General features: G+C 44.4%; 22 protein-coding genes and 1 pseudogene. 8 read left to right on the forward strand and 15 right to left on the reverse strand.

The features are described from left to right. Positions 1–80: 80 nt before the first annotated feature. The 3 genes from M1K46_RS04765 to M1K46_RS04775 form a co-directional block, all read right to left on the reverse strand. A complete protein-coding gene (locus tag M1K46_RS04765; protein WP_256225153.1) occupies positions 81–3,578 on the reverse strand; it encodes a bifunctional 2',3'-cyclic-nucleotide 2'-phosphodiesterase/3'-nucleotidase in 3,498 nt (1,165 codons plus the stop codon). Positions 3,579–3,769: 191 nt separating this feature from the next. Beyond that, positions 3,770–4,465: a polysaccharide deacetylase family protein gene (locus tag M1K46_RS04770; protein ID WP_256225219.1), complete on the reverse strand. Its 696-nt coding sequence runs from the start codon at positions 4,463–4,465 to the stop codon at positions 3,770–3,772. A gap of 191 nt (positions 4,466–4,656) precedes the next feature. Next, positions 4,657–4,803 carry a lmo0937 family membrane protein gene (locus M1K46_RS04775; protein ID WP_248254472.1) on the reverse strand — a complete coding sequence of 49 codons (147 nt, stop codon included), beginning with the start codon at positions 4,801–4,803 and terminating at the stop codon, positions 4,657–4,659. 148 nt (positions 4,804–4,951) lie between these two features. Between M1K46_RS04775 and M1K46_RS04780 the strand changes: the two genes are divergently transcribed. Beyond that, the gene (locus M1K46_RS04780) at positions 4,952–5,305 is read left to right on the forward strand and encodes a general stress protein (RefSeq protein WP_091009162.1); all 354 of its coding nucleotides are present in this window, start codon (positions 4,952–4,954) and stop codon (positions 5,303–5,305) included. A 220-nt stretch (positions 5,306–5,525) separates the two neighbouring features. On the opposite strand, the gene M1K46_RS04785 is transcribed toward M1K46_RS04780, so the two are convergent. Beyond that, complete coding sequence (locus tag M1K46_RS04785) at positions 5,526–6,323, reverse strand: alpha/beta fold hydrolase (protein ID WP_053356399.1); 798 nt, start codon at positions 6,321–6,323, stop codon at positions 5,526–5,528. A 166-nt stretch (positions 6,324–6,489) separates the two neighbouring features. Between M1K46_RS04785 and M1K46_RS04790 the strand changes: the two genes are divergently transcribed. Beyond that, positions 6,490–6,987, forward strand: coding sequence for a YajQ family cyclic di-GMP-binding protein (locus M1K46_RS04790; RefSeq protein WP_256225154.1), 498 nt, complete (start codon positions 6,490–6,492; stop codon positions 6,985–6,987). 505 nt (positions 6,988–7,492) lie between these two features. Here M1K46_RS04790 and M1K46_RS04795 read toward each other — a convergent pair. The 3 genes from M1K46_RS04795 to M1K46_RS04805 form a co-directional block, all read right to left on the reverse strand. Then, the gene (locus M1K46_RS04795; protein ID WP_256225155.1) at positions 7,493–7,867 is read right to left on the reverse strand and encodes an SLAP domain-containing protein; all 375 of its coding nucleotides are present in this window, start codon (positions 7,865–7,867) and stop codon (positions 7,493–7,495) included. A 104-nt stretch (positions 7,868–7,971) separates the two neighbouring features. Then, positions 7,972–8,337, reverse strand: coding sequence for a cytochrome-c oxidase (locus M1K46_RS04800; protein WP_256225156.1), 366 nt, complete (start codon positions 8,335–8,337; stop codon positions 7,972–7,974). A gap of 66 nt (positions 8,338–8,403) precedes the next feature. Then, positions 8,404–9,276: an NAD(P)-dependent oxidoreductase gene (locus tag M1K46_RS04805; protein ID WP_256225157.1), complete on the reverse strand. Its 873-nt coding sequence runs from the start codon at positions 9,274–9,276 to the stop codon at positions 8,404–8,406. A 137-nt stretch (positions 9,277–9,413) separates the two neighbouring features. Between M1K46_RS04805 and M1K46_RS04810 the strand changes: the two genes are divergently transcribed. Continuing rightward, on the forward strand, positions 9,414–10,034 hold the full coding sequence (locus M1K46_RS04810) for an NAD(P)-dependent oxidoreductase (protein WP_256225158.1): 621 nt from the start codon (positions 9,414–9,416) through the stop codon (positions 10,032–10,034). Positions 10,035–10,198: 164 nt separating this feature from the next. Here M1K46_RS04810 and M1K46_RS04815 read toward each other — a convergent pair whose 3' ends face one another. The 3 genes from M1K46_RS04815 to M1K46_RS04825 form a co-directional block, all read right to left on the reverse strand. Further along, entirely contained in the window at positions 10,199–10,438 is a 240-nt protein-coding gene (locus M1K46_RS04815) for a hypothetical protein (protein ID WP_256225159.1), read from the reverse strand. A 102-nt stretch (positions 10,439–10,540) separates the two neighbouring features. After that, a complete protein-coding gene (locus tag M1K46_RS04820; RefSeq protein WP_053356392.1) occupies positions 10,541–11,086 on the reverse strand; it encodes a DUF420 domain-containing protein in 546 nt (181 codons plus the stop codon). Between the two features lie 176 nt (positions 11,087–11,262). Continuing rightward, the gene (locus tag M1K46_RS04825; RefSeq protein ID WP_256225160.1) at positions 11,263–12,969 is read right to left on the reverse strand and encodes a M3 family oligoendopeptidase; all 1,707 of its coding nucleotides are present in this window, start codon (positions 12,967–12,969) and stop codon (positions 11,263–11,265) included. A 134-nt stretch (positions 12,970–13,103) separates the two neighbouring features. Between M1K46_RS04825 and M1K46_RS04830 the strand changes: the two genes are divergently transcribed. The 3 genes and pseudogenes from M1K46_RS04830 (at position 13,104) to M1K46_RS04840 (ending at position 16,363) form a co-directional block, all read left to right on the forward strand. Continuing rightward, positions 13,104–14,345, forward strand: coding sequence for a PucR family transcriptional regulator (locus tag M1K46_RS04830; RefSeq protein WP_256225161.1), 1,242 nt, complete (start codon positions 13,104–13,106; stop codon positions 14,343–14,345). Between the two features lie 138 nt (positions 14,346–14,483). Continuing rightward, the gene (gene ald, locus M1K46_RS04835) at positions 14,484–15,617 is read left to right on the forward strand and encodes an alanine dehydrogenase (protein ID WP_256225162.1); all 1,134 of its coding nucleotides are present in this window, start codon (positions 14,484–14,486) and stop codon (positions 15,615–15,617) included. A 236-nt stretch (positions 15,618–15,853) separates the two neighbouring features. Continuing rightward, a pseudogene (locus M1K46_RS04840) lies at positions 15,854–16,363 on the forward strand (queuosine precursor transporter). A gap of 228 nt (positions 16,364–16,591) precedes the next feature. On the opposite strand, the gene M1K46_RS04845 reads toward M1K46_RS04840, so the two are convergent. The 5 genes from M1K46_RS04845 to M1K46_RS04865 all read right to left on the reverse strand — a co-directional run bounded on the left by M1K46_RS04845 (position 16,592) and on the right by M1K46_RS04865 (position 20,140). Next, positions 16,592–17,095, reverse strand: coding sequence for a hypothetical protein (locus tag M1K46_RS04845; RefSeq protein ID WP_062238179.1), 504 nt, complete (start codon positions 17,093–17,095; stop codon positions 16,592–16,594). Between the two features lie 101 nt (positions 17,096–17,196). After that, complete coding sequence (locus M1K46_RS04850; protein WP_062238176.1) at positions 17,197–17,691, reverse strand: Crp/Fnr family transcriptional regulator; 495 nt, start codon at positions 17,689–17,691, stop codon at positions 17,197–17,199. Between the two features lie 78 nt (positions 17,692–17,769). Further along, a complete protein-coding gene (locus M1K46_RS04855) occupies positions 17,770–18,732 on the reverse strand; it encodes a YbgA family protein (protein WP_256225163.1) in 963 nt (320 codons plus the stop codon). Positions 18,733–18,824: 92 nt separating this feature from the next. After that, a complete protein-coding gene (locus M1K46_RS04860) occupies positions 18,825–19,268 on the reverse strand; it encodes a GNAT family N-acetyltransferase (protein ID WP_256225164.1) in 444 nt (147 codons plus the stop codon). Between the two features lie 14 nt (positions 19,269–19,282). After that, positions 19,283–20,140, reverse strand: coding sequence for a GNAT family N-acetyltransferase (locus M1K46_RS04865; RefSeq protein WP_053356383.1), 858 nt, complete (start codon positions 20,138–20,140; stop codon positions 19,283–19,285). Positions 20,141–20,324: 184 nt separating this feature from the next. On the opposite strand from M1K46_RS04865, the gene M1K46_RS04870 reads away from it, so the two are divergent. Both M1K46_RS04870 and M1K46_RS04875 read left to right on the forward strand, forming a co-directional pair. After that, on the forward strand, positions 20,325–21,347 hold the full coding sequence (locus tag M1K46_RS04870) for an NADP-dependent oxidoreductase (protein WP_091009977.1): 1,023 nt from the start codon (positions 20,325–20,327) through the stop codon (positions 21,345–21,347). A 136-nt stretch (positions 21,348–21,483) separates the two neighbouring features. After that, positions 21,484–21,933 (forward strand): staygreen family protein, encoded by a 450-nt coding sequence (locus M1K46_RS04875; protein WP_256225166.1) that lies wholly within the window; start codon positions 21,484–21,486, stop codon positions 21,931–21,933. Positions 21,934–21,936 lie beyond the last annotated feature (3 nt).

Genomic DNA, 21,936 nt, shown 5'->3' on the forward strand with positions numbered 1-21,936 from the left:
AGGAACTGCCCCCGAAACAAAAGACCAGCTTAAGTCCCGCAATATGTACGGAAGCCTTAAGCTGGTCTGAATTCAACTTTTTACTTGTTCAGTTTCGTAATTCTGCCTTCTGTTTTAGGATCAACTGTACCTTTTGCTTTGATGTATTTTACAAGTGCTTCAAGGTCCACTATGTCGATAGAAGGGTTCTTGCCGTCCTTTAAGGTCGTATATCCGTCTCCGCCGCCTGCCATAAAGTTATTAACGGTTACAGAATAGGTTTTTGCAGGGTCAACAGCGGTTCCATCAGGAAGCGTAATGCTCACGATGCGGTCACCAGCAGGCTGTGAATCATCATAGGTGAACTTAAGCCCTGCAATCTGCAGTATCTTCGCACGTGTTGGATCTGCCCATTGCTCGTTCAAAAGGCTTTTTACTTGGGCACCTGTAAGATCCATTTTCACAAGATCATTACCGAAAGGCTGTACTGTAAAAGCTTCCTTCCACGTAATTTCTCCTGCATCAATATCTGCACGCACGCCGCCCGGATTCATGAAGGCAAAATCTGTGCCGGTCTGCGCTTTCATGGAATCAGCGATCAGGTTCCCCATTGGGGATTCTCCGTCTGCATTGATGTCCTTAGTAATATAGTTAGGTGTTGTACCGATCTTTTCATTTAAAATGGGAGCAACGTCCGCTACATATTTGTCAACAAATGCTTTGATTTCAGGATCCGGAGCAATTTTGCCGCGGTCAACAGTTACGACTTCAGCGCTCTTTTTCACGATATCCTGTGTTTTAGGATCGATGACAAGATCTACATCAGAGAACGCGGTTCCAGAAGAATAGGATTGTACGAGAAGCTTGTTGTCGACTACTGCATTCGTAAGCGCATGGTTGTGCCCGCCGAACATAACATCAACTTCATCGTCAACTTTGTTCGCCATATCCACGAGTTCGCCTGTTGCATTCTGTCCGTCAGCTGTAGAGTTCGCCGGATTGTGGGCAAGCACGACGATGGACTTAATTCCTTTTGCTTCGAGTTCTTTTGCATATTTGTTGATGGCTTCTGTCTCATCGGTAAATTCAACACCTTCTACGCCGCTCGGGATAACGATGCTAGGCGTGTCAGAGAGAACAACACCGATGATGCCAATTTTTGCTCCGCCCACTTCTTTGATCACATAAGGATCAAGAAGCGGTTTGTTTGTGCTCTTGTCAATCACATTGGCTGCCACATAAGGGAAGCTCGCCCCTTCAAACTTGCCGTACTTTGCTTCTGTTTTCGGATGGCTTCCACCGTGGATCAAACGCAGCATTTCTTTTACGCCCTCATCAAACTCATGATTTCCAATCGTTGCAGCATCAAAGCCCAGTTTGTTCAAAAAGCGGATCGTCGGCTCGTCCTGAAGCAAAGCTGATACCGGAGAACTTGCTCCAACTGCATCACCCGCATGAAGCAAAAGCGTATTCGGGTTCGTTGTTTCACGCTGTTTTAAGTAGGCTGCAAGATATTCAGCACCGCCTGCGTTGATCTTCGAGTTGTACGTATCAAGCTGGCCGTGGAAATCATTGATGCCTAAAAGCTGCACATTAATGTTCTCAAGCTTTTTAAGTTTATACGAATATTTCGCAAAGCCTTCTGCTGCAGAGCCGACATATTTAATGGCTCCATCTGCCGGTATTGCCTTTTGAGCGTCAGGTGTAGATTCAAAGGTTACATTCGGTTCACCTGCTACAGAAGCAAACTTCCAGTTTTGATCTGCAGAAGGATCAATCGTGCCGCGTTCACGAATATAGTCGATGATGACTTGACGGTTTTCATCCGGATACAGGTTGACTGCCGTTTTATTTTTTACACCCGGGAACAGTCCGTTTGCACGGTAATTATTCGTCGCAACGATAAATTCCTGGTTATTGTCGATTGGCTTGCCGTTGTATTGAAGGTTTTTAATACGGCTGGAATCAGCATTGATCACATTTCCGTCTTTATCATATTTCGCCGGCTGTGTCACATCGACGTCATAGGTAACGCCATCGATCACATCAAAGTTATACGTCGGGAAATCATTGTTCACAAGCGCCTGCTCTTCTTTTTTGGACGGATCAATCTTGTTGAACTGCCCAGCTGACATCTCGAGCCATTCTTTTACATCAGAGCCTTTCACTTTAACAGTCGCTACAGTGTTCGGATACAGATAAAGGTCAGAGACGTTCTTAATCGCGATGGTGCCTTTCGGAATATTGGTGTAGTAGTTCGCACCGTTTCTTCCCCCTGCTTTAAATGGAGCCCCTGCAGATAATACTGGCAGACCTTCATCCTTTGTGCCTTTTAATTGCTTTTCAACGTACCATTTTTGTGCGTTCGTAACGATTTGAATGGATGGGTCATCTTGGACAGTTGCGAAGTAGCTGTTGATATCAGCACTTGTTTGTCCTACCGGCTGGCGGACATAGGCAATGGTGCCTTGATGGTCTTTTTTGATCGCTTTAATGATGCTTTCGTCAGTTTTGGCGAGACTTTTCTTGTTTACTTTGTCATAAACCGCTCTTAATTGAGTCTTTGCCTTGTCGATAGACCATTTTCCTTTGACTTTCACAAGGCCAAGGTCCATTACGCCAAGCTGGTTGCCCCAGTTTCCTGGCATGATGACCGGCTTCCCGTTAATCGTTCCGTTCTTTTCATCAACACCCGGAAGGTTTGCGAAATCGCCAGGGAATGTTTTGTGATTGTGTCCGGAAATAATCGCATCGATGCCTTTGACTTTTGTCAGGTCGTAGGCGGCATCCTCCTCCATCTGTTTGCGGTCTGCATCACCGATTCCGGAGTGCGCCAGAGCAACAATGATGTCAGCCCCATCTTTTTTCATTCTAGGAATATAGGATTTTACCGTATCGACGATATCCTTTGTGATGACTTTTCCATCAAGGTTGGATTTATCCCACATTGTAATTTGAGGAGTAACGGCGCCGATTACACCGACTTTAATGACTTGTTTATGTCCTTTTGCATCAATGACTTTCTTTTTAATAATTTTATAAGGCTTGAAATAGTTCTTGTCGTTGTAAGGGTTTCTATCATGATCATCTTTAAAGACATTGGAATTCACGTACGGGAAAGGAGCATCATCCAATACCTCCTGAAGGTAATCCAGGCCATAGTTGAATTCATGGTTTCCTACAGTTGCGGCATCGTATTTTAATAGTTTCATCGCTTTGAAGACCGGATGCATTTCTCCGTTTTCAAGCTTGTCCACTTTCGCTTTGTAATCACCGAGCGGGTTACCTTGAATCAAGTCCCCGTTATCAAAAAGAAGGGTGTTCTTAGATTCGCTTCTCGCCTTTTTAATGAGGGTTGCCGTTTTTGCCAAACCGAACTCATCTGTTTCCGCGTCTTTATAATAATCATAATTTGCGATATGAGTGTGGATATCGGTAGTGCCCAGAATCCTAAGCTGAACGGATTCCGTTTTGCTCTGCTTCTGCGGTTTAGCTGCTGCTTTTACTGAATCCATAGTGATTGGTGAAGCAAGTACGGTTAATGCCATTGTTGATGCCAGTAAAGAACGTCCCATTGAAGTAAAGGACTTTTTCCCCATACGTATCCCCCTAAAATCATTCAGTTATTTTATTGCCAATCTAATTATATATTTTGAAAATAAAAATTAAAGACTTTATTCGTAAAATAAACTGTAAATATTTTAAAATTATGTAAAAATAGTTATAAAGACCCATTTAAATACAAAAAAAGCTGCCGGAACAGTTTCCGGCAGCTTTTTGTTTAATGAATTTATTGAAAATTGACTGGTTCTTGTTTTTCACTTATAGGCGAAAACTCATACCCTTGTTTCTTTAGGACACCAAGCAATTCTGGCAGTTCTTTGGCTGTCAGCTCTTTATCATGCATCAGGATAACAGGATCATGATGGTTCTTTTCCACTTGTTCCACTTGCTGCAACGTTTTATTGACCCAGCTGTCATCCTTGCTTCCCCAGTCAACACTGTCTACGTTCCAATCCCACATGATAAACCCGTCACGTTTAAGCGCCTCAACATACTCAGGTTTCATATACGGCACACTTCCATAAGGAACACGAACGAGGTTCGAATGGATCCCAGTCAGGTTTTCCAGCGTCTGGCGGCACGTTTTCATTTCACCCGTAACCGTTGATTCACTATGATAAAACGCATCTTTATCATGTGTCACCCCGTGGCAGCCAACTGAGTTTTGGCTGTACGCCAGGCGCATCGTTTCGATTGGATATTGCTCCATATGCGGCGCGAGCATAAAAAAAGTCGCCGAAGCGCCATAGTCATTTAAATCCTTCATAAGCTGTCCCGTCGTTTCTGACGGACCGTCATCAAAGGTTAAATACACTTTTTTGTGTTCGGTTTGCTGTTCTGCGTGAGCTCTGTTTTCATCCATGGGCATCGCCATAATGGCCAAATACAACAATACAAGCGAGCCTATCGTTTTCATTGCCATTTTCAAACCTATCCCTCCAAACGATTTTACATCCTTACAAGCTATTCGGTGGATAGGATTCCTTTGCCGGGATATCAATGGCTTTCAAGCAAAATTGATTCTTTTGAAGGGTGTCAAATGGAACCGGTTTTTGAATAGATCCGGAATTTCTTCATAAAAAAGGATGCTTCAGCGTGGAAGCATCCCTTCTGTCAGGCTGATCGCCTTCCCTTTATTAATTTAAAGACAATAATCACGATGGCCGCAATCAGAAGAATATGAATGATACCACCAGCAATCTTAAAAATAAGTCCCAATAGCCATAGTACGATTAATATACCGATAATTGTCCAGATCATTTGGGTATCTTCCTTTCTTTTTTCATTACGTTTTATTTTCCCCAAAAGTAATAGGTATAAAACGCTCAGGTTCATTTTTCCATGTTTACAAAATACAAAAAGCGTGTACATAACAAGTGTATTCAATTCGAGAGGGAGGAATTTGATCATGGCTGTTAAACCATTAGTACGAGAATTTTCTACGGAACAAGAAGTAATTTCTGCGGTCAACGAGCTTGAAACACGGGGAATTGACCACGATGACATCTACGTCCTCGCACACGAAAGAGACGACACGCGTTACATCGCAGATGCAGCAGATGCCAACACCATTGGGACGGCAGAAGAAGGACTAGGAACTGCCATTAAAAATCTCTTCCAAAAACGCGGTGATGAACTCCGCAATAAACTTGAAGAAGTCGGGTTAAGTCCAATTGAAGCGGAGCAGTACGAAAGAAAACTCGATGAAGGTAAAGTCCTTGTACTTGTTAAAGGCGATAACAACCTAGACACTTGGTTGTAAAGTTAAAATATAGGAAAGGGGACAGGGCTCACTCGTCGTGAAGCCTGTCCCTTTTTTGCATTCCTTGCGGCGGAGATTGGAAACGAATGCGTCGAATCGTGTCATTTAATGTCGAGTATAAACCGATTGAACATAAAAATTTTCGAACCTGATTTTTCAGTACTTCCATATGAGTGGCTCATTATTTGCAAAAAGGAGCCCTGTGTAAAGGCTCCTTTTCTTATGACACTGAAGAACTGATGGTCAGATGCTTTTTTATAAACGTTATTGCTGTTTGATTAAAAATATCAGGCTGATCGACGTTGCAAACGTGGCCGCAATCCTTTATGGCCACAAGGCTTGAGTACTTTTTCTGTCCGATGAATGCCCGAATGGCTGGCAGAAACATATAGTCTTCCTCCCCCATGATATAAAGGGTAGGAATGGGCAGCTCCCTTTCCCTCATCGTCCGCAGGAAGGGGTTCACCCTCTGTGTCAGCTGAAACCACCGTTTGAATTCCTTTTGGCACAATTTTTTCGCTTCCCGGATGAATAGCGACCTTGACGTTTCATGCCGCTTGTTCGGCATGATCACCCATGCAAAGAGCCGATACAGCCACATGAAGGGGATAAAGGCTTTGACAGCATTCCCCAATGTGATCAGAAGGCGGGAGCGGAAATTAAGTCTCATCACTGCCCCGCCGAGCGTCATCGAACGGACACGGCAAGGCGCCATCTCGGCGATCGTCTGGATCAGGATCGTTCCGAGAGATATTCCCACAAAATGAGCGCACGGAATGTCCAGATGATCCATCACTTCAAGTACATCCTTACTGATATCCTCAAACGAATAGTTGCGAAGAAGAAAGCGGTCGGACTTGGAGCGTCCGTGCCCTCTTAAGTCGACTAGAAGAACGTTGAATTCCTGCTTGAATTCCCGGATTTGTTTATACCAGATAGAAGAGCTTCCGCCGGCACCATGAACGAAGATTACCCATTCATAGCCGCTGCCCTTTTCATACGTTTTATAATGAAGCAAGCGATATTCCTCCATAGGTTGTGGCTGCTGTTTTAAGTTAAGCTCATTGTAGCACAGGCATTGCCGCATTTGGCCCGTTATAATTTTACAAAGTTTTGTCAAAACTGAAAACAGCGATATAATGTTAGTATAATAGAGTGATAGATACATAAAGGAGGCTGAAAAAATGAGTAAAGAAAGCTCATTTGACATCGTTTCTAAGGTAGATTTGTCAGAAGTGGATAACGCGATCAATATCGCCATGAAGGAAATTAAAAACCGCTATGACTTTAAAGGCAGCAAAAGTGACATTTCATTGAATAAAGGCAATGAGGAGCTTACGCTGATCTCTGATGATGAATACAAAATGGAGCAGCTGAAGGACGTCTTGATCAGCAAATTGATTAAACGGGATGTCCCGATTAAAAACCTGGATTATTCTAAAATTGAGCAGGCTTCAGGCGGTACAGTTCGCCAGCGTGCCAAGCTCGTCCAGGGCATCGACAAAGAAAACGCAAAAAAAATCAACACCATCATTAAAAATTCAGGCGTGAAAGTGAAAAGCCAGGTGCAGGATGATCAAGTTCGCGTGTCCGGCAAAAACCGTGATGATCTTCAGCAGATTATCGCTGCCATCCGCCAGGCCGACTTGCCGATTGAAGTACAATTTATCAATTACCGATAAAAGCTGAGAGATAAAAGCATGCGCCTGTCCCGATGATCCGGGGCAGGCGTTTTTGTTTGGGGTTGGGGTGGTTTCGTGGATAATCCCTGAAATGAATGCGTCGAATCCGGTCGATTGGTGTCGAGTATAAACCGTTCGATAAAAAAAGACTGCTTTTCAATAATAAATTGGTATTTTCAATAATAAAAAAAGATTTTCGATAATATATCGGCGTTTTCGATAATAAAATCCCTCTGAGTACATCTACAGAGAAAATAAGCTCCATCCGGCGGCCAAAAAGGGCTGATGAAACGGCAGAAAGCTGGAAAACTCACTGCTTGACACCCTATTAAAGCCTTTTTACTCAAAAACTTTCTCAATTCAACCTGAAATCTTCTTTTTTAGCGAAATGTTTTATTTATCGTGGAACACACGCATTCCCGGGTTTTTCTATGCTTGTTTTAAGCATCAGTATGCGAGGCCCCTTATGATAGAAAACCAACATTATGCTTTAAAAAAGCCTAGATTAAAAAAACAGCTGGCCGCCAGCCAGAACCGGTTCGTTTTTTATGCTTTCCACCGGAAAAATGAAGGTCCAGGGCATGCTGGTTTCAGCTTCCAGCACGATTTGCGGGATGGTAAAGACCGATTCTGCAATGGTCCTTCCCTCCTCTTTATAGGTAAGTTGTTTTTTTTCAACAGTAAATCTATCTTGTTTAAAATTATGAAGAACACCGGTAACGAGCAGCTCTCCTTTATAATTCAAAGCCGTTCGGATCATGGAAAAAGAAATCTCCTGTCCTGCAGGGATGGATGTTTCTCTAAAAACTTTTTCTATCGTTTCCCGATCCTGATCGGCGACCGCTTTATCCCATGAGTTTTCGTACACTAAACGCTGCATGATAACACATCCTTTTTGATGTTGCTTTCCGTATCATATCATATTTTTTTCCTGTAAACCGCCAACCCCAGCTTAAAAAAACGCCCGGGGCAGCCCCCAGGCGTCTAAGCTTTCACGTTTCTCCAGATGTTTAACGCAAACAGCACGATACCCAATGCAGTGATGGTCGCGCCGATCGCGATAAACGTCTCTGCCTGTTCATGGCCGTACACATAAAAGGACAGCGACAGCAGCATGACCGGCAAGCCGATGTTATGCAGCCAAAAATGAATCTTCCCAAGCCTGCTTGCAGCGGCTTCAGGAAACAAATGATAGATGATGCCGGCGAGTGTGAGCGCAGTCCAGCCAAGCAGGTTAACGTGAGCATGCACACTCTTCAGTTGAAAACCGTGGGAGATCGACATAAACATCCCCAGTCCGACTCCCAGTACAAAATACAGTGCAGAAATCTTAATTAATCGTATTCCCATTGGCACACCTCCCTTACTAAAAGAGTATGTACCTAGGAAAATAGTCATGACATTCTTCCTTGAAAATTATTGCTTCAATCGTTTGTAAAGCGCGTGAGTGCCGCTGTTTTCCTCGCCTATCTCAGCAAGTTCCTCGTATAAATCTTTAGCCAGCTTCAACCCTGGAGTCAAAAGGCCCATTTCCTCCGCTGATTCGAGGGCAATCTTCATATCTTTTATAAAATGCTTCACGTAGAAGCCTGGTTCAAAGTTTCCTTTGATGATGCGCGGCGCCAAATTTGAAAGCGACCAGCTGCCCGCTGCACCTGATTCAATGCTTTTCAATACAGTAGACGGATCCAGTCCGGCTTTTTCAGCGTAAATAATCGCTTCGCACACACCGATCATACCTGAAGCGATCGCGATCTGATTGCACATTTTAGTATGCTGTCCGGCCCCGGCTTTTCCTTGATAGACAATGTTTTGGCCCATCAGCTGCAGAATGGGAAGAACAGCTTCGAAGTCTTCCTTCTCTCCACCGGCCATAATGGACAGCCTTGCTTCACGCGCTCCCACGTCTCCGCCAGATACTGGTGCATCAAGTGCATGAAGTCCAAGCTCTTTTGCTGTACTGGAGATTTTTTCAGCCAGCCGCGGGCTCGAGGTCGTCATATCCATCACATACGAACCTTTTGCTGCATTTTCCAGGATACCGTTTTCTCCAAAATAGACCTCTTCCACATCCGACGGATAGCCGACCATCGTGACCACCACTTGTGAAGCCTGTGCCACTTCAGCAACCGTGCTCTTCCATTCAGCCCCTTGGCTCAGCAGCTCTTCTGCCTTCTCTCGTGTTCTCGTATAAATATGTACGGAATGCCCTGCTTTTAATAGATGAGCAGCCATGCTTTTTCCCATTACGCCGGTTCCAATAAATCCAATTGACTTCTTTTCACTCATGATTGTGTCCTCCTTCTTTATCTTTGTTTCTCATTATAGAGAAATCAAAAGTAACATACTAATGATTTTATTTTTGCTGTGGAGGTCCTCTATCAGGTAAGGTAGATTTAGATATGAAAGCGAAGGCGGGATGAACCATGAAACTATTGTTGTTAGGATCTACCGGAAGGGTGGGCAGCGGTGTCTTGGAAAAGGCGTTAAACGATGGCCATAAAGTGCACGTACTCGCAAGACATCCAGAAAAACTCGCGGTGTACCATGAGAACCTAACGATTCATACGGGAGATACCACCGTAAACGCGGACCTTGAAAAAGCGATGGAAGGCTGCGAGTCTGTCATCAGTGCGTTAGGATCGGATGGAGGTACCGTGCTGACGGATTCCATTCCAATTGTTATACAGGCGATGATGGACCGGGGAATCAAGCGGCTGATCACGGTCGGAACGGCTGGTATTCTTGAAAGCCGTACAGAGCCTGGATTACTTCGCTATCAATCAAGCGAATCGAGACGGAGGCTGACAAGGGCAGCTGAAGAACATCACCGCGCTTACCTTGCCATGAAGCAATCACCTCTTCAGTGGACGGTCGTTTGTCCGACCTATTTGCCTGACGGGCCAGAGACAGGAAACTACCGGGTGGAAAAGGATTACCTCCCTATGGACGGAACACAAATCAGCACAGGAGACACTGCTGACTTTGTATACAAGCAGCTTTCCTCCAACGACTTTTCCCAAAGCCGTGTGGGGATTGCTTATTAGAAAGAATGCGGAAGCGCCCTGCCAAGGTCCGATAAAGAAGACACGCTTCATGTTCTTTATGAAGCAATGTCGTACTTATGCCCTGTGGGTACAAGCGCTGGAGCTAGACATTACATCAAAAAAGCAGCCCGTCAGATAAACTGAACGGGCTCTGTAATTTATGCTTATTCTTCTGTTTCCTCATAATACTGAAGTTCCTTTTCCAGTATGGTATCGACCTCGAGCTCTGTCAGGTTTGTTTTTCTTGCGAGATGGTCAATGAGCTCGTCCATATCCACATCTGCATTCTGCATTTCAAAGTAACGCCCTTCCTCTTTTAAAACGAGACGTATCTTTTCTTCCTCGTAGGATGTCTTTTCTTTGATATACTGCACAGCATTCTCAATTTTTTGTTCAATGTTCAAGCTGTTTTCCTCCTTTTATGGTCATTTCTTATTACTACCCGTTTGCGGAAAAGCTATTCGGTTCTTTTTATGTATAGAAAAAAGCAGGAGAGTTCCTGCTTTTTAATAATACGGTGAAATCATTAAGTAAACAATAACACCCGTCAAACTGACATACAGCCATATAGGCATTGTCCAGCGGGCAATCTTTTTATGCTTTTCCACCTGCATGTTCAATCCGCGGGCAAGTGTGAACAGCGCGAGAGGAACAATAAGCGCGGCCAAAATAATATGTGTGATCAAAATAAAGAAATAGATGTACTTTAACGGGCCGTCTCCGCCATATTTAGTAGATTCGGCAAGATAGTGATACGTAACATAAGAAAGCAAGAACAGAGCAGTCGTCGTAAATGCTGCAAAGATAAAACGCTTGTGCAGCTTGATGTTTTTTCTAAGGATAAAAAATAGCGCCGCCAAAAGGAACACAAAGGTAAAGCTGTTAAAAATCGCGTTCAGACGGGGGAGAAGATGAACATCAAACGACACCTTGCCATTGTAAGCCGGTAAGAAAAACAAAATGACAACAAGAACATTGATCGCTATCGAAAGCCCAATGACAACAGGCGTATAATTTCTCTGCTTGACGGTAGAGTTTGATTGATCGCTCATGGATTGGTCTCCTTCATAATCTTCTTTTTTCGTTTCCTATTCTACCATTGTAGACAACAAACCTGAAGCTAACTCCCCCTGGAAATCACCAATTACAGCCATCTGTCAAAAAAACTACAAATTTAAGCGCAGTTAAAAACCCCCTGAAATCATCAGGGGGCTGGAAGTCTTATGATCTATGCTTTTTGCAAAAACTTTGTGTCATCGATCTGCGCTTCCCATTTTCTCACTTCATCCATCACGGATTTTACGCAGCCCTCTTCAAACGGCGAAACAAGACCGGCGATGTTCACCAGCTCAGTAAATGGAAGACTTCCTCCACGGCCGCACAGTTCAAGGTAATCCTGCCATGCTGCCTTATGATTCTCCCGTGAACGTTTCCAGAACTGAAGCGCGCAAACTTGAGCGAGTGTGTAGTCAATGTAATAGAACGGCGTGCGGTAGATGTGGGTCTGCATCTGCCAGAAGCCGCCTTCTTCTAAGAACTCAATGCCGTCAAAATCACGGTGCGGCAAATATTTCTCCTCCAGTCGGCGCCACTCTTGTTTTCTCTCATTCGGTGACGCATCAGGATTCTCGTACACAAAATGCTGAAACTCATCGACAGCCACACCGTAAGGGATAAATTTAACTGCTGCGGCCAAATGGTCATAAAGATAGCGCTCTGTATCTTCCCCGAAGAACTGCTCCATCCAAGGATACGTAATCAGCTCCATGCTCATGGAGTGAATCTCGCAAGCTTCCAAGGTTGGAAATTGGTATTCAGGCACTTCATAGCCTCTGCTCGTATACACCTGGAAGGCATGTCCCGCTTCATGAAGCAGTACCCGGATATCGCCCTGTGAGCCGTTAAAGTTTGTGAAAATGAATGGTGACTGGTACTCACTGATATACGTACAGTAGCCCCCAGGCGCCTTGCCTTCCTTCGCGATCAGGTCAAGCAGCTCATTTTCAACCATAAAGGTGTAAAACTCATCCGTTTCCGGTGACAGCTCTTTGAAAATTTTGGCTCCCTGCTCAACAATCCAATCCGCATCACCTTTTGGTTTTGGATTTCCCTGCGGAAAACTGAAGGATTCATCATAGAATTTAAGGCTGTCCACCCCAATGCGCGCCTTTTGTTTCTCCCTTAGAGACGTGCAGAACGGAACGATATGCTCTTTGACTTGATCACGGAATTTTTTTACCATGTTCTTGTCATAATCCGTTCGGTTCAGACGGTTGTAAGCGAGCTCTACAAAGCTTGGGAAGCCGAGTTTTTTAGCGATCGAAGTACGGAGCTTCACCAGCTCATCGTATTGTCTGTCCAGTTCTTCCTTATGGTCATTAAAGAAGCCGAACTGCGCTTCCACGGCTTGTTTTCGGATGGCGCGATCCGGTGATTGGGTAAACGGAATGAGCTGTGCCAGTGTTCTTTTTTCACCTTGGAAATCAATTTTTGCGGAAGACAGCAGCTTTACATACTGGCTTTTCAGTTTGTTTTCCAGTTTAAGGTCTTCAACGACTTCCGGTGAATACGTTTTTAGCTCTGCATCCGCAAGGTTAAACAGATGCTTGCCCCACTTGCTTTCCAGTTCTTTTCTATACTTGGAATGGACGATTGCTCGGAAGAACTCGCTTATCATCCCTTGATAGACTGGAGTGTTTTCATCCATAAAATCGTGCTCTTCTTTATAAAAAGGGTCTTCTGTATTTGATGTATACCTGATATGTACAATATTTTGCATCGTTTCGAAATGGTTTCGGATGAATACAAGCTCTGCCATTACCTCGTCTTGCTCATTGAAAGAAGCTGCGTGCTCAAAGCTTTCCAATTTTTGTTTAAACTCTTCTTGAAGCTGTTCCATATTGGGACGTTTATACGTAAACTCACTGAATTTCATGTGATCTTCTCCTCTCTTTCACCTGCTGTATTCAACACAGCCGCTTCTTTTCCTTTTTTGAATGAAAAGACTAGGGTTTAGGCCAAAATGTGTTTTATTATAGAGATAACAGTCAACTAACAGGAGCGTATCGTATGAATTCTAATCCTTATTCAAATAATCCGTTTAAAGGCACGTTCGGCAGCCTTGAAAACCTTGCAGATACGATCAGCGAAGTCCTTCATTGCCCTGTAACGATCGAAGACGCCAATCATCGGCTTCTGGCCTACAGCACCCATGAAAACAGCACGGATCCTGCACGCATTGCAACCATTATCGGCCGCCGTGTGCCTGAGAAAGTCATTAACAGCCTTTGGAGAGATGGGGTTATCCCAGGACTTCAGGCCAGTGATGAACCTCTTCGTGTATCCTCCATCTCCAAAGTCGGCCTGGGTGACCGTGTCGCCGTTTCCATTCGAAAAAATGAAGAGATCCTCGGCTACATCTGGGTTCTTGAAGTGGACCGACATCTATCTGATGAGGATTTGGAGCTTTTGAAGAAGGCCGCACAGGCGGCCAAGAACCAGCTGCTTCAGCTCTATACCGGTTCGAGAAGAAAGCAGGAAAGCCTTCAGGAATTTTTCTGGAAGCTGCTGACCGGCCACAGCAGTAATGAGGAAGCCATTCAGGATAGCCTGCGGGACCTTGGAATCTTGCCCAGTTCTTCTGTCTCCGTACTGATCTTTCAGTTCCCTGAGGAGATTGATGCGGGGTTCGAGAAAAATGTAAGCTACATCACTTCTGTCAATCAGAGCGTTAAAGCCCAACTGACAGCAGTAGATGAAAATCAAATGATCATGCTCGTCACCTCTGCACTTAAAGAACCGCTTAGTGAAATCCTACAAGAGTTTATTCTTTCTTTTACTCAGCAAATGAAGGAGCGTTTTGGAGTAGATGGCATTACAGCGGGTTTTGGCGGGGTCTACAGCTCGTACCATCTTACAGAAAAAAGCTACATGGAAGCACTGCAGGTCCTTAAAATAAAAAACCGCTTTAAAGAAGGGGCATCCGATCTTTTTGGCTATGAAAATTTAGGTGTTTATCAGTTCCTTGATGTCATTCACCAGAAGCAGTCCGCGAGCCGCTACAGAAATCCAGCGCTTGATAAATTGCTGGAGTACGACCGGCTCCATAAGACCGATCTGTACAACACGTTGGATACGTACCTGTCTGCCGGTTCCAATACACATCTTACAGCCAGTCTGCTCCATATTCATCTCAACACACTGACCTATCGGCTGAAACGAATTGCCGAAATCGGGCAGATCGACTTTAGGAATACGAACCAGAAAACGATGCTTTATCTGGATTTGAAGATTCAGCAGCTTTTTTATTGAAGAGCATTTGTGAAATTTCACAAATGGTCTTCTTTTTTTTCTCTTTTCCTCACAAAGAAATTTAAAGAGGAAAGGATTATACTGTAGGCACAGTAATAATGAAAACGCCATCATTTATGGCGCCAGGAGGTTTTTACAATGATTATTGGTGTACCTACAGAGATTAAAAACAACGAGAACCGTGTAGCTTTAACGCCGGCGGGTGTAGTTACTTTAATAAAAGCTGGACATGAAGTATTAGTAGAAACAAACGCGGGAGAAGGAAGCGGATTCCCTAATGAAGAATACGCTGCAGCCGGCGCAAACATGTTTGACAGCGCTGCGGACGTTTGGGCTAAAGCAGACATGATCATGAAGGTTAAAGAACCTCTTGCTTCTGAATATAATTACTTCCGTCCTGGATTGATTCTTTTCACATACCTTCACCTTGCAGCTGAGCCAGAGTTGGCGGCAGTTCTTACAGAGAAAGGTGTAACAGCGATCGCTTATGAAACTGTTGAGCAAAACCGTACGCTTCCATTGTTGACTCCAATGAGTGAAGTAGCAGGACGCATGTCTGCACAAATCGGTGCTCAATTCCTTGAAAAACCAAAAGGCGGAAAAGGTATCCTTCTAGGTGGTGTACCAGGAGTTAAGCGCGGAAAAGTAACCGTAATCGGCGGCGGTGTTGTTGGAACAAACGCTGCAAAAGTAGCAGCAGGACTTGGTGCTGACGTGACCATCATCGACTTAAGCCCAGACCGTCTTCGCCAATTGGAAGACATCTTCGGAAAAAGCGTACAAACGCTGATGTCCAGCCCAATGAACATCGCGGACGCAGTAGCAGAATCTGACCTTGTAATCGGTGCTGTTCTTATTCCTGGTGCTAAAGCACCAAAGCTAGTTACAGAAGAAATGGTTAAATCCATGACTCCTGGATCTGTTATCGTAGACGTAGCGATCGACCAAGGCGGTATTTTCGAAACGGTTGACCACATTACAACACATGACAACCCAACTTACGAAAAACACGGCGTTGTTCACTATGCAGTAGCTAACATGCCTGGTGCGGTTCCTCGTACATCTACTATCGCATTGACGAACGCAACCGTTCCTTTCGCTCTTCAAATTGCAAACAAAGGTGTAACAGAAGCCGTATTGTCCAACCCTGCATTGAAATTGGGCCTTAACGCAGCCGGCGGACATATCACTTACGAAGCAGTTGCTAAAGATCTCGGGCTTGAGTATGTTCCTGCAGAATCTGCACTTGAAAAAGCTTTTCAAGCCATCTAATTTATAAAAGCTATTAGCACTTTCCTCTCTTCTTTAAGAGGGGAGGGTGCTTTTTTTATGTCTACTCAATGGAGAGATACTTCCGCTTTTCTTTATTTCCCGGTAAATAATTTGTCGAACGAGCACCAATGTACATTGCTTTCTTTTCCACTTTCTCCTATAATTTTACTTTATGAAAAACTAAATACACCGCGGTTCGAGAACTCCCGCTGTAACAAAACTAGGAGGTTATTGGCGTGTTTAACGTTTATTACGGTATTTTATTTGCTGCCGTGAACTTTATATTATTCTTAATCAGTTACCGTCTGTTTGGCCGTAATGGTTTATATGTATGGGTTGGAGCAGCTACCATCCTGGCGAACATCCAAGTGGTAAAAACGATTGAGATGTTCGGTCTAGTGATGACACTTGGTAATACTTTGTATTCCGCAATATACCTTTCTACCGACTTATTAAATGAAAAGTACGGTCACCAAAGAAGCGAAGAAAGCCGTTTGGTTTGGCTTTTTCACGCTAATCATGACAACTGTAATCATGCAGATGGTCTTGTTGTTTGAACCCGCTCAAAGCGATATTGCCCAAAAGCCGATGGAAGCACTGTTCGGGCATGGGTCTATGAACGGAACGTATGGTTTGAGATTTTCATTACGACCTACCTGCTAAAATTTATCGTTTCTGCTGCATCCACACCTGTTTATCTTGCAAGAAGCTTTAAATTCAAGGAAGAAACAAAGGGGCTGTCCTGAAAGTCGAATATTGACCTTCAGGCAGCTCCTTTGACGTAAAAAATCTTCAATGAAAAGTTGATTGGAGTGCAAGGTGCGAGACTCCAGCGGGACTAGCGTGACAGGTGAGACTCCCGCAGGCGCTTGCGCCAAGAGGCTCACCGCACGCCCCGCGGAAAGCGAGCAGCCTGGAGCGGAGATCAACAGCTACCAGACTTCTTGGACAGCCCCTTTTTTAGTGGCTGCTGCTTATTTTTTCATTTCTTTAATCATGGAATCCAACACTGCATTTCTTTCGGCAAGCTTTTGATTGACCTGCTTCTGAATGAGCAGCATTTGATCAAAATGGGTTTCAATTTTTGCTTTGTCTTTCGCTTTGATTGCTGCCTTAAGATTTTTCTTTTCCGTCTTGGCCTTATCGCGGAGAGCCTTCATCTCGTGACAGATCTTTTTCATTGCCTGATGGTTCTGATTTTGGTGCCAGGCACCGGGCTTTTCATTCCCCGTATGCAGTCTGAGGATCGTATCCTTTTTTAACAGCGCTTCCTGCTTAAGTTCGTAATACTGGATTTTCAATCGGTTTTTCTCGTGAAGCTTGTCTTTGTAAGGGGCAAGCTCTTTCCACATATGGTCTCTATGCATGTGGTGTTTTGGCTGTTTTCCACTGTTTCCTTCTGCGTTTGCATGTACCAGTCCTGTGAAAAGCCCGATGCTTAAACAGAGTACTGTGGCTAAAATCATCACACGTTTCATGATGTTCATTCCTCCTTTGATTGGTGATACATCATTAGTGTGAGCAGCTTACAAGAAAATATAGGAAAAACATTATGTAATTTTTTTCATAAGTGATAGTCCTATAGATGCCGCAGCACACGATTGACCGTTTCACGGCGCAGGCCGACAAACTGGCCGATCTCCTCCTGTGTCAGCACATCTTTTACCGACATATCCGGAAAATATTGCTGAAACCAGTTTTGCAGCAAATCCACCCGTTCTTTTGTGGCGACAGCGGTCAGCTGGTCGATGCGCTGCTGCATCATTCGAAGCTTTGTTTGCAGCAGCAATGCCACTTCCCGGTACTTTTCCGGGTTCTCCGAGAGCTCCCTGTACCACTCTTTTTCAGGAATCACTTCCACTTCGGCCGGAAGAAGAGCCATAGCCGTCCCATGATAATCTTTTTCGCTGATTAGCGAGTGGTGCGGGATTACTTCTCCAGGCACGATCAAATTCAGCAGTGAAGCGGTTCCATCTTCATGTACACGGACCACTTTAAGGAGCCCGCTTTTCAGTTCAAAGAGCGGACCGCTTTCTCCCTGACGAAACAATATTTCCCCTTTATGTAAAAACACGACGTGTTCCACCTCTTTGCATAAGTCTCATTCAACTATAACATGCAGACAAAGGCGGAAAAAGGAGATTCTATAAGTTTAATAATCTCTTCCTTTTCCGGAATCGGATATTTCAAGCAGGTCACCGGGATAGGGCTCAAACCAGCTTTGGCGGAGTATTTCTTCGTCTTCAAAACGGTATGCCCATGATTTGAGCAGTGCCATCACGCTCGAAAACGGCTCTTTTTTCTCCGCTACTTTATCTGTAAGCTCCAGAAAGTATGATTTTTCTTTGTCGTTTAAGAAACGGTCAAATGCTTTTGCCATTTCCTTTGCAGCATTTATGCTGGAATCATAGCGTGCCGTCCTCAAAAAAAGGCGGCGCAGCCCCTTTTCATACAATGAAAACAATTCCTCTGGCTGTTCTTTATTTTTCAAGATGCGCGTCAGAACCTTTTGTGTCGGGCGGCTGTAGGCAAGAAACAAATACTTGTTTACTTCATGAAAGTCCGTCAGCCTTTGTAGAGACTCTTCTTTTTTCAGTTCCCTGTAGGCAGCCAGCAAGAATATTTTTGTGAAAAAACGTTCCCTGATCAGGAAGTTATTGAGGCGCCCCTCGTCTTCTACGGCTAAATGGGGATACAGCTCAAGCACTTTGCCGCCAAAAAGGCCGCTGCTTGAGCCGATGGCCGGACCTTTCTCTGTTGAGGTATACAGCTTTACTTCTTTCAATCCACAGGAAGGCGAACGGCTTTTTAAAATAAAACCATCAATATGCTGAAGAGACTGGAGGTAAGCATCTGAAAACTTTTCCATATCGGCAGTAACGTCTTTGTCCGTTTTAGGCTGCATGAGGCGCTGTTCCCCATTTTGAAGAACGATTCTGATCGTCTCTCTCGGTGTTCCGAGTCCGATTTCAACTTCGGGACATACCGGCAGAAAGTCAACATGCCTCATTAGTTTGCGGATGGTTGGATGATGGATTACGTCACCGTTATAACGGCAATGATCAAATTCTAAACACTGGCTGACAACAAGCTTTGGCTTTGCGAACACTCCCATTGCAATTCTCCTTTTTACAAATCTCATAAGAGCATTGTTTCCCAATCAAAAAAACCTCATTCTAAAAGTAGAATGAGGTTCCTTCAGCACCATTAGATCGAATAGGTTAGGAAGTTTCCTTGTTTCCCGCCCATTTTTTCATAAAAACGCTGTGCTCTTTTGTTGTCATCTGCCGTTTCCCACAGCATGGACGCATAGCCGTTCTTTACTGAATACTCTTTGCAGGCATTGAACAATCCTTCAGCTACAGCTGTTCCCCTGCTGTCCTCGGCCACATACAGATCGTTCATAACCGTGATTTCTGCCGCCCGGGTCGTGCTGTATGTAAAATAAAGCGTCGCAAAGCCTTTAAGCTCTCCGCCATGTTCTGCGACAAACTGAATGCCTCTCGCTTTTTTTAAAAGCACACTGATCAGCGCATTCAGCTTTTCATCTTCCGGATGAGGGCAATTGTAGAAATCTACAATATATTCAAGCATGAGCGACCGCAGCTGTGCAGTATCTTCTTGCTGTGCGGTTCGAATACGTACTGACATTTTCATTCCCCTTTTCATTTCTGATTAAAAGCGAGCTCCGTATACCTGCCGATCTCTTCATAGCCGATATCACTGTAAATTTTGTTGGAAGAAGGGTTGGTCTCATCGGTATAAATCGTACAGAACTTCCTGCCGGATTGAAGGAGTTCCCTGCTAAGACCTGCAACGCATGATTTGGCAAAGCCTTTTCTCCGATGCTCTGGAGGGGTGTACACCATATTGACCGTCATCCCGTTCTTTGTAGGCCTCGTAATTGCCGCCATACTGACAGGCTGATCAGAGTCCCAAATATAGACTCTCTTTTCCTGAATCTTTTGGCGGGCTGTTTGCATCGCCTCCTGCTCTGTCAACAGCGATCGGGTCTCACTTCCCATTTCATACAGCCATTTTCCTGCGAGCTCGCTGTCTTTCAGGCTGGCCTGCCGCATTCTTCCCAGAGTAGGTGTGAAGGCTGTTAACCGCTCAAGCCGGTACAGCATCATTCTCATGGAAATTCGGTGGCTGTTCCCCGTTTCTCTCAGCCACATTTCTGCAAAAGCACGCGCAAGTTTTGCAGGTGCCGTAAGCTTCGATATTCCCCAGTCTTGCATGGCTAGCTTCTTGATCAAGAGGGGAAGTGCTTCTTCTTTGCCGAAAATAAGCAAAGGACGAGGAGGGTTCATAAAGGCAGTAAGCAGGATATCACCGCCTTCTCTTATACAGCATAAAAAAGGGGGATTGCTGCTTGATGCCTTAACCTCCATATGAGCAAGACAGCTGGACGTTATCAATTCCGCTGCTGCTTCATGCTTCATCAAAAATGATTCAGCGCTTTTATAAAAGTCTTTGATCTCACTGAATTGCTCCAGCTCCATATTCTCACCGCCATACATTCATTTTGCCAATCTCCTTTATTAAGTTTCTATGAACACGAGGGGTAAACCTGCTTTTGTACAACGATCACCCGTTTCTGATTTATTAAAGAAAACCTAAAATGCATATTCATTGGCATCCTATGAAAATCCCTTTATCATGACTAACAGGCATGACAATTAATATGAGAGGTTTGGTGAAAAAATGGCAGCAGAAAAAAATCAGCACATCTTATTAACGAGCCGTCCGAAAGGGATGCCGACGATGGACAACTTCAAATTTGAAGACATTGCGATCCCTGAACCGAAGAATGGACAAGTATTGCTTAAAACGCTCTATCTTTCCGTGGATCCTTACATGCGAGGCAGAATGAATGATACAAAATCCTATGTTCCTCCTTTTGAATTGAACAAGGCGATCAGCGGAGGAGTTGTGGCGGAGGTTGTTCAATCCCGTTCCAGCGAATTGGAAGAAGGAGACCTTGTTATCGGAAATCTTGACTGGGCACTCTATTCAGTCGCGGAGGATGCACAAGTCAGAAAGATTGATCCTGATCTAGCTCCAATCACTACTAACCTTGGTATTCTTGGAATGCCTGGCCTCACTGCCTACTTCGGATTACTGGATATCGGCAATCCTCAGCAAGGGGAAACTGTTGTCGTATCAGGTGCAGCCGGTGCAGTAGGAAGTGCCGTCGGCCAAATCGCTAAAATTAAAGGTGCTCGTGTAGTAGGAATTGCAGGTTCTGAAGAAAAGATCAGCTATCTCAAAAATGAACTTGGTTTTGATGCCGTGGTAAACTACCGTGAAGCAGGCAATATCCGAAAAGCTCTTAAAGAAGCTTGCCCGGACGGTGTCGATGTATATTTTGATAATGTGGGAGGAGAAATTTCGGACGCGGCATTGAGCCTGCTCAACCAGAATGCCCGCATTCCGCTTTGCGGCCAAATTTCCCTGTATAATCTTGAAAAAGCCGATCATGGCCCCCGTATTCAAGGACAGCTGCTCATCAACAGCGCCTTGATGAAAGGATTCATCGTCAGCAACTATGCTTCTCACTTTGAAGAAGGAGCGAAACAGCTTGGACAATGGCTCCAAGAAGGAAAACTGAAATACGAAGAGAATATCGTAGAAGGTTTTGACAACACGATAGATGCGTTCTTAGGATTGTTTAAAGGAGAAAACCTCGGCAAGCAGCTCGTTAAAGTATCCGAGCTAAGCCGTTAATTGCTATAAAATAACCCCAGACCTGACAAAGGTCCGGGGTTTTTATTATGCCGGGCTAAACAGCCGCTTCAGCTTTTCTATTCACCTTTAGCCCTGAGATTGTATACATTGAACAAAAAGGAATTGAGGAACTTTCATGAAGATGCTTGATCCCAAGAAGCTGTATGTCCAGTATCGTCCCAATGCAAATCCTGCGGATCCAAAATATCCAAGGCGGTATACACTTACTCACTCTGATACTACGGCACAGCTGTTCCTCGTGGCAGGGCCTGAATTTGCCTATGATACGACCAACGAGATGAGAGATGAAGTTTTTGCCGAATGGAAAACATTTAACCGTGAAAAAATTCTGTACGGCTATGTATTGATTGCGGACGAAAACACAAGTAAAAGCCAGGCCAAAACAAGAAATGAGATTTTCATGAGCGAATTGCCGCGGGTACTGGAAGCTTTTTTCTATGGAGACCGCTTCTTTTTCCAGGCACACCCGGAATATAAGGATGCTTCTGTCTATATTCAATTTGAATCAGTCTATCCTGAGTATCGCCAGGTAAAGTCTTATGGGCCGATCTCTAAATACCAATAAGTA

Origin of the sequence: Fictibacillus sp. WQ 8-8, assembly GCF_024494405.1 — a bacterium.
Classification (GTDB): Bacteria; Bacillota; Bacilli; order Bacillales; family Fictibacillaceae; genus Fictibacillus_C; species Fictibacillus_C marinisediminis.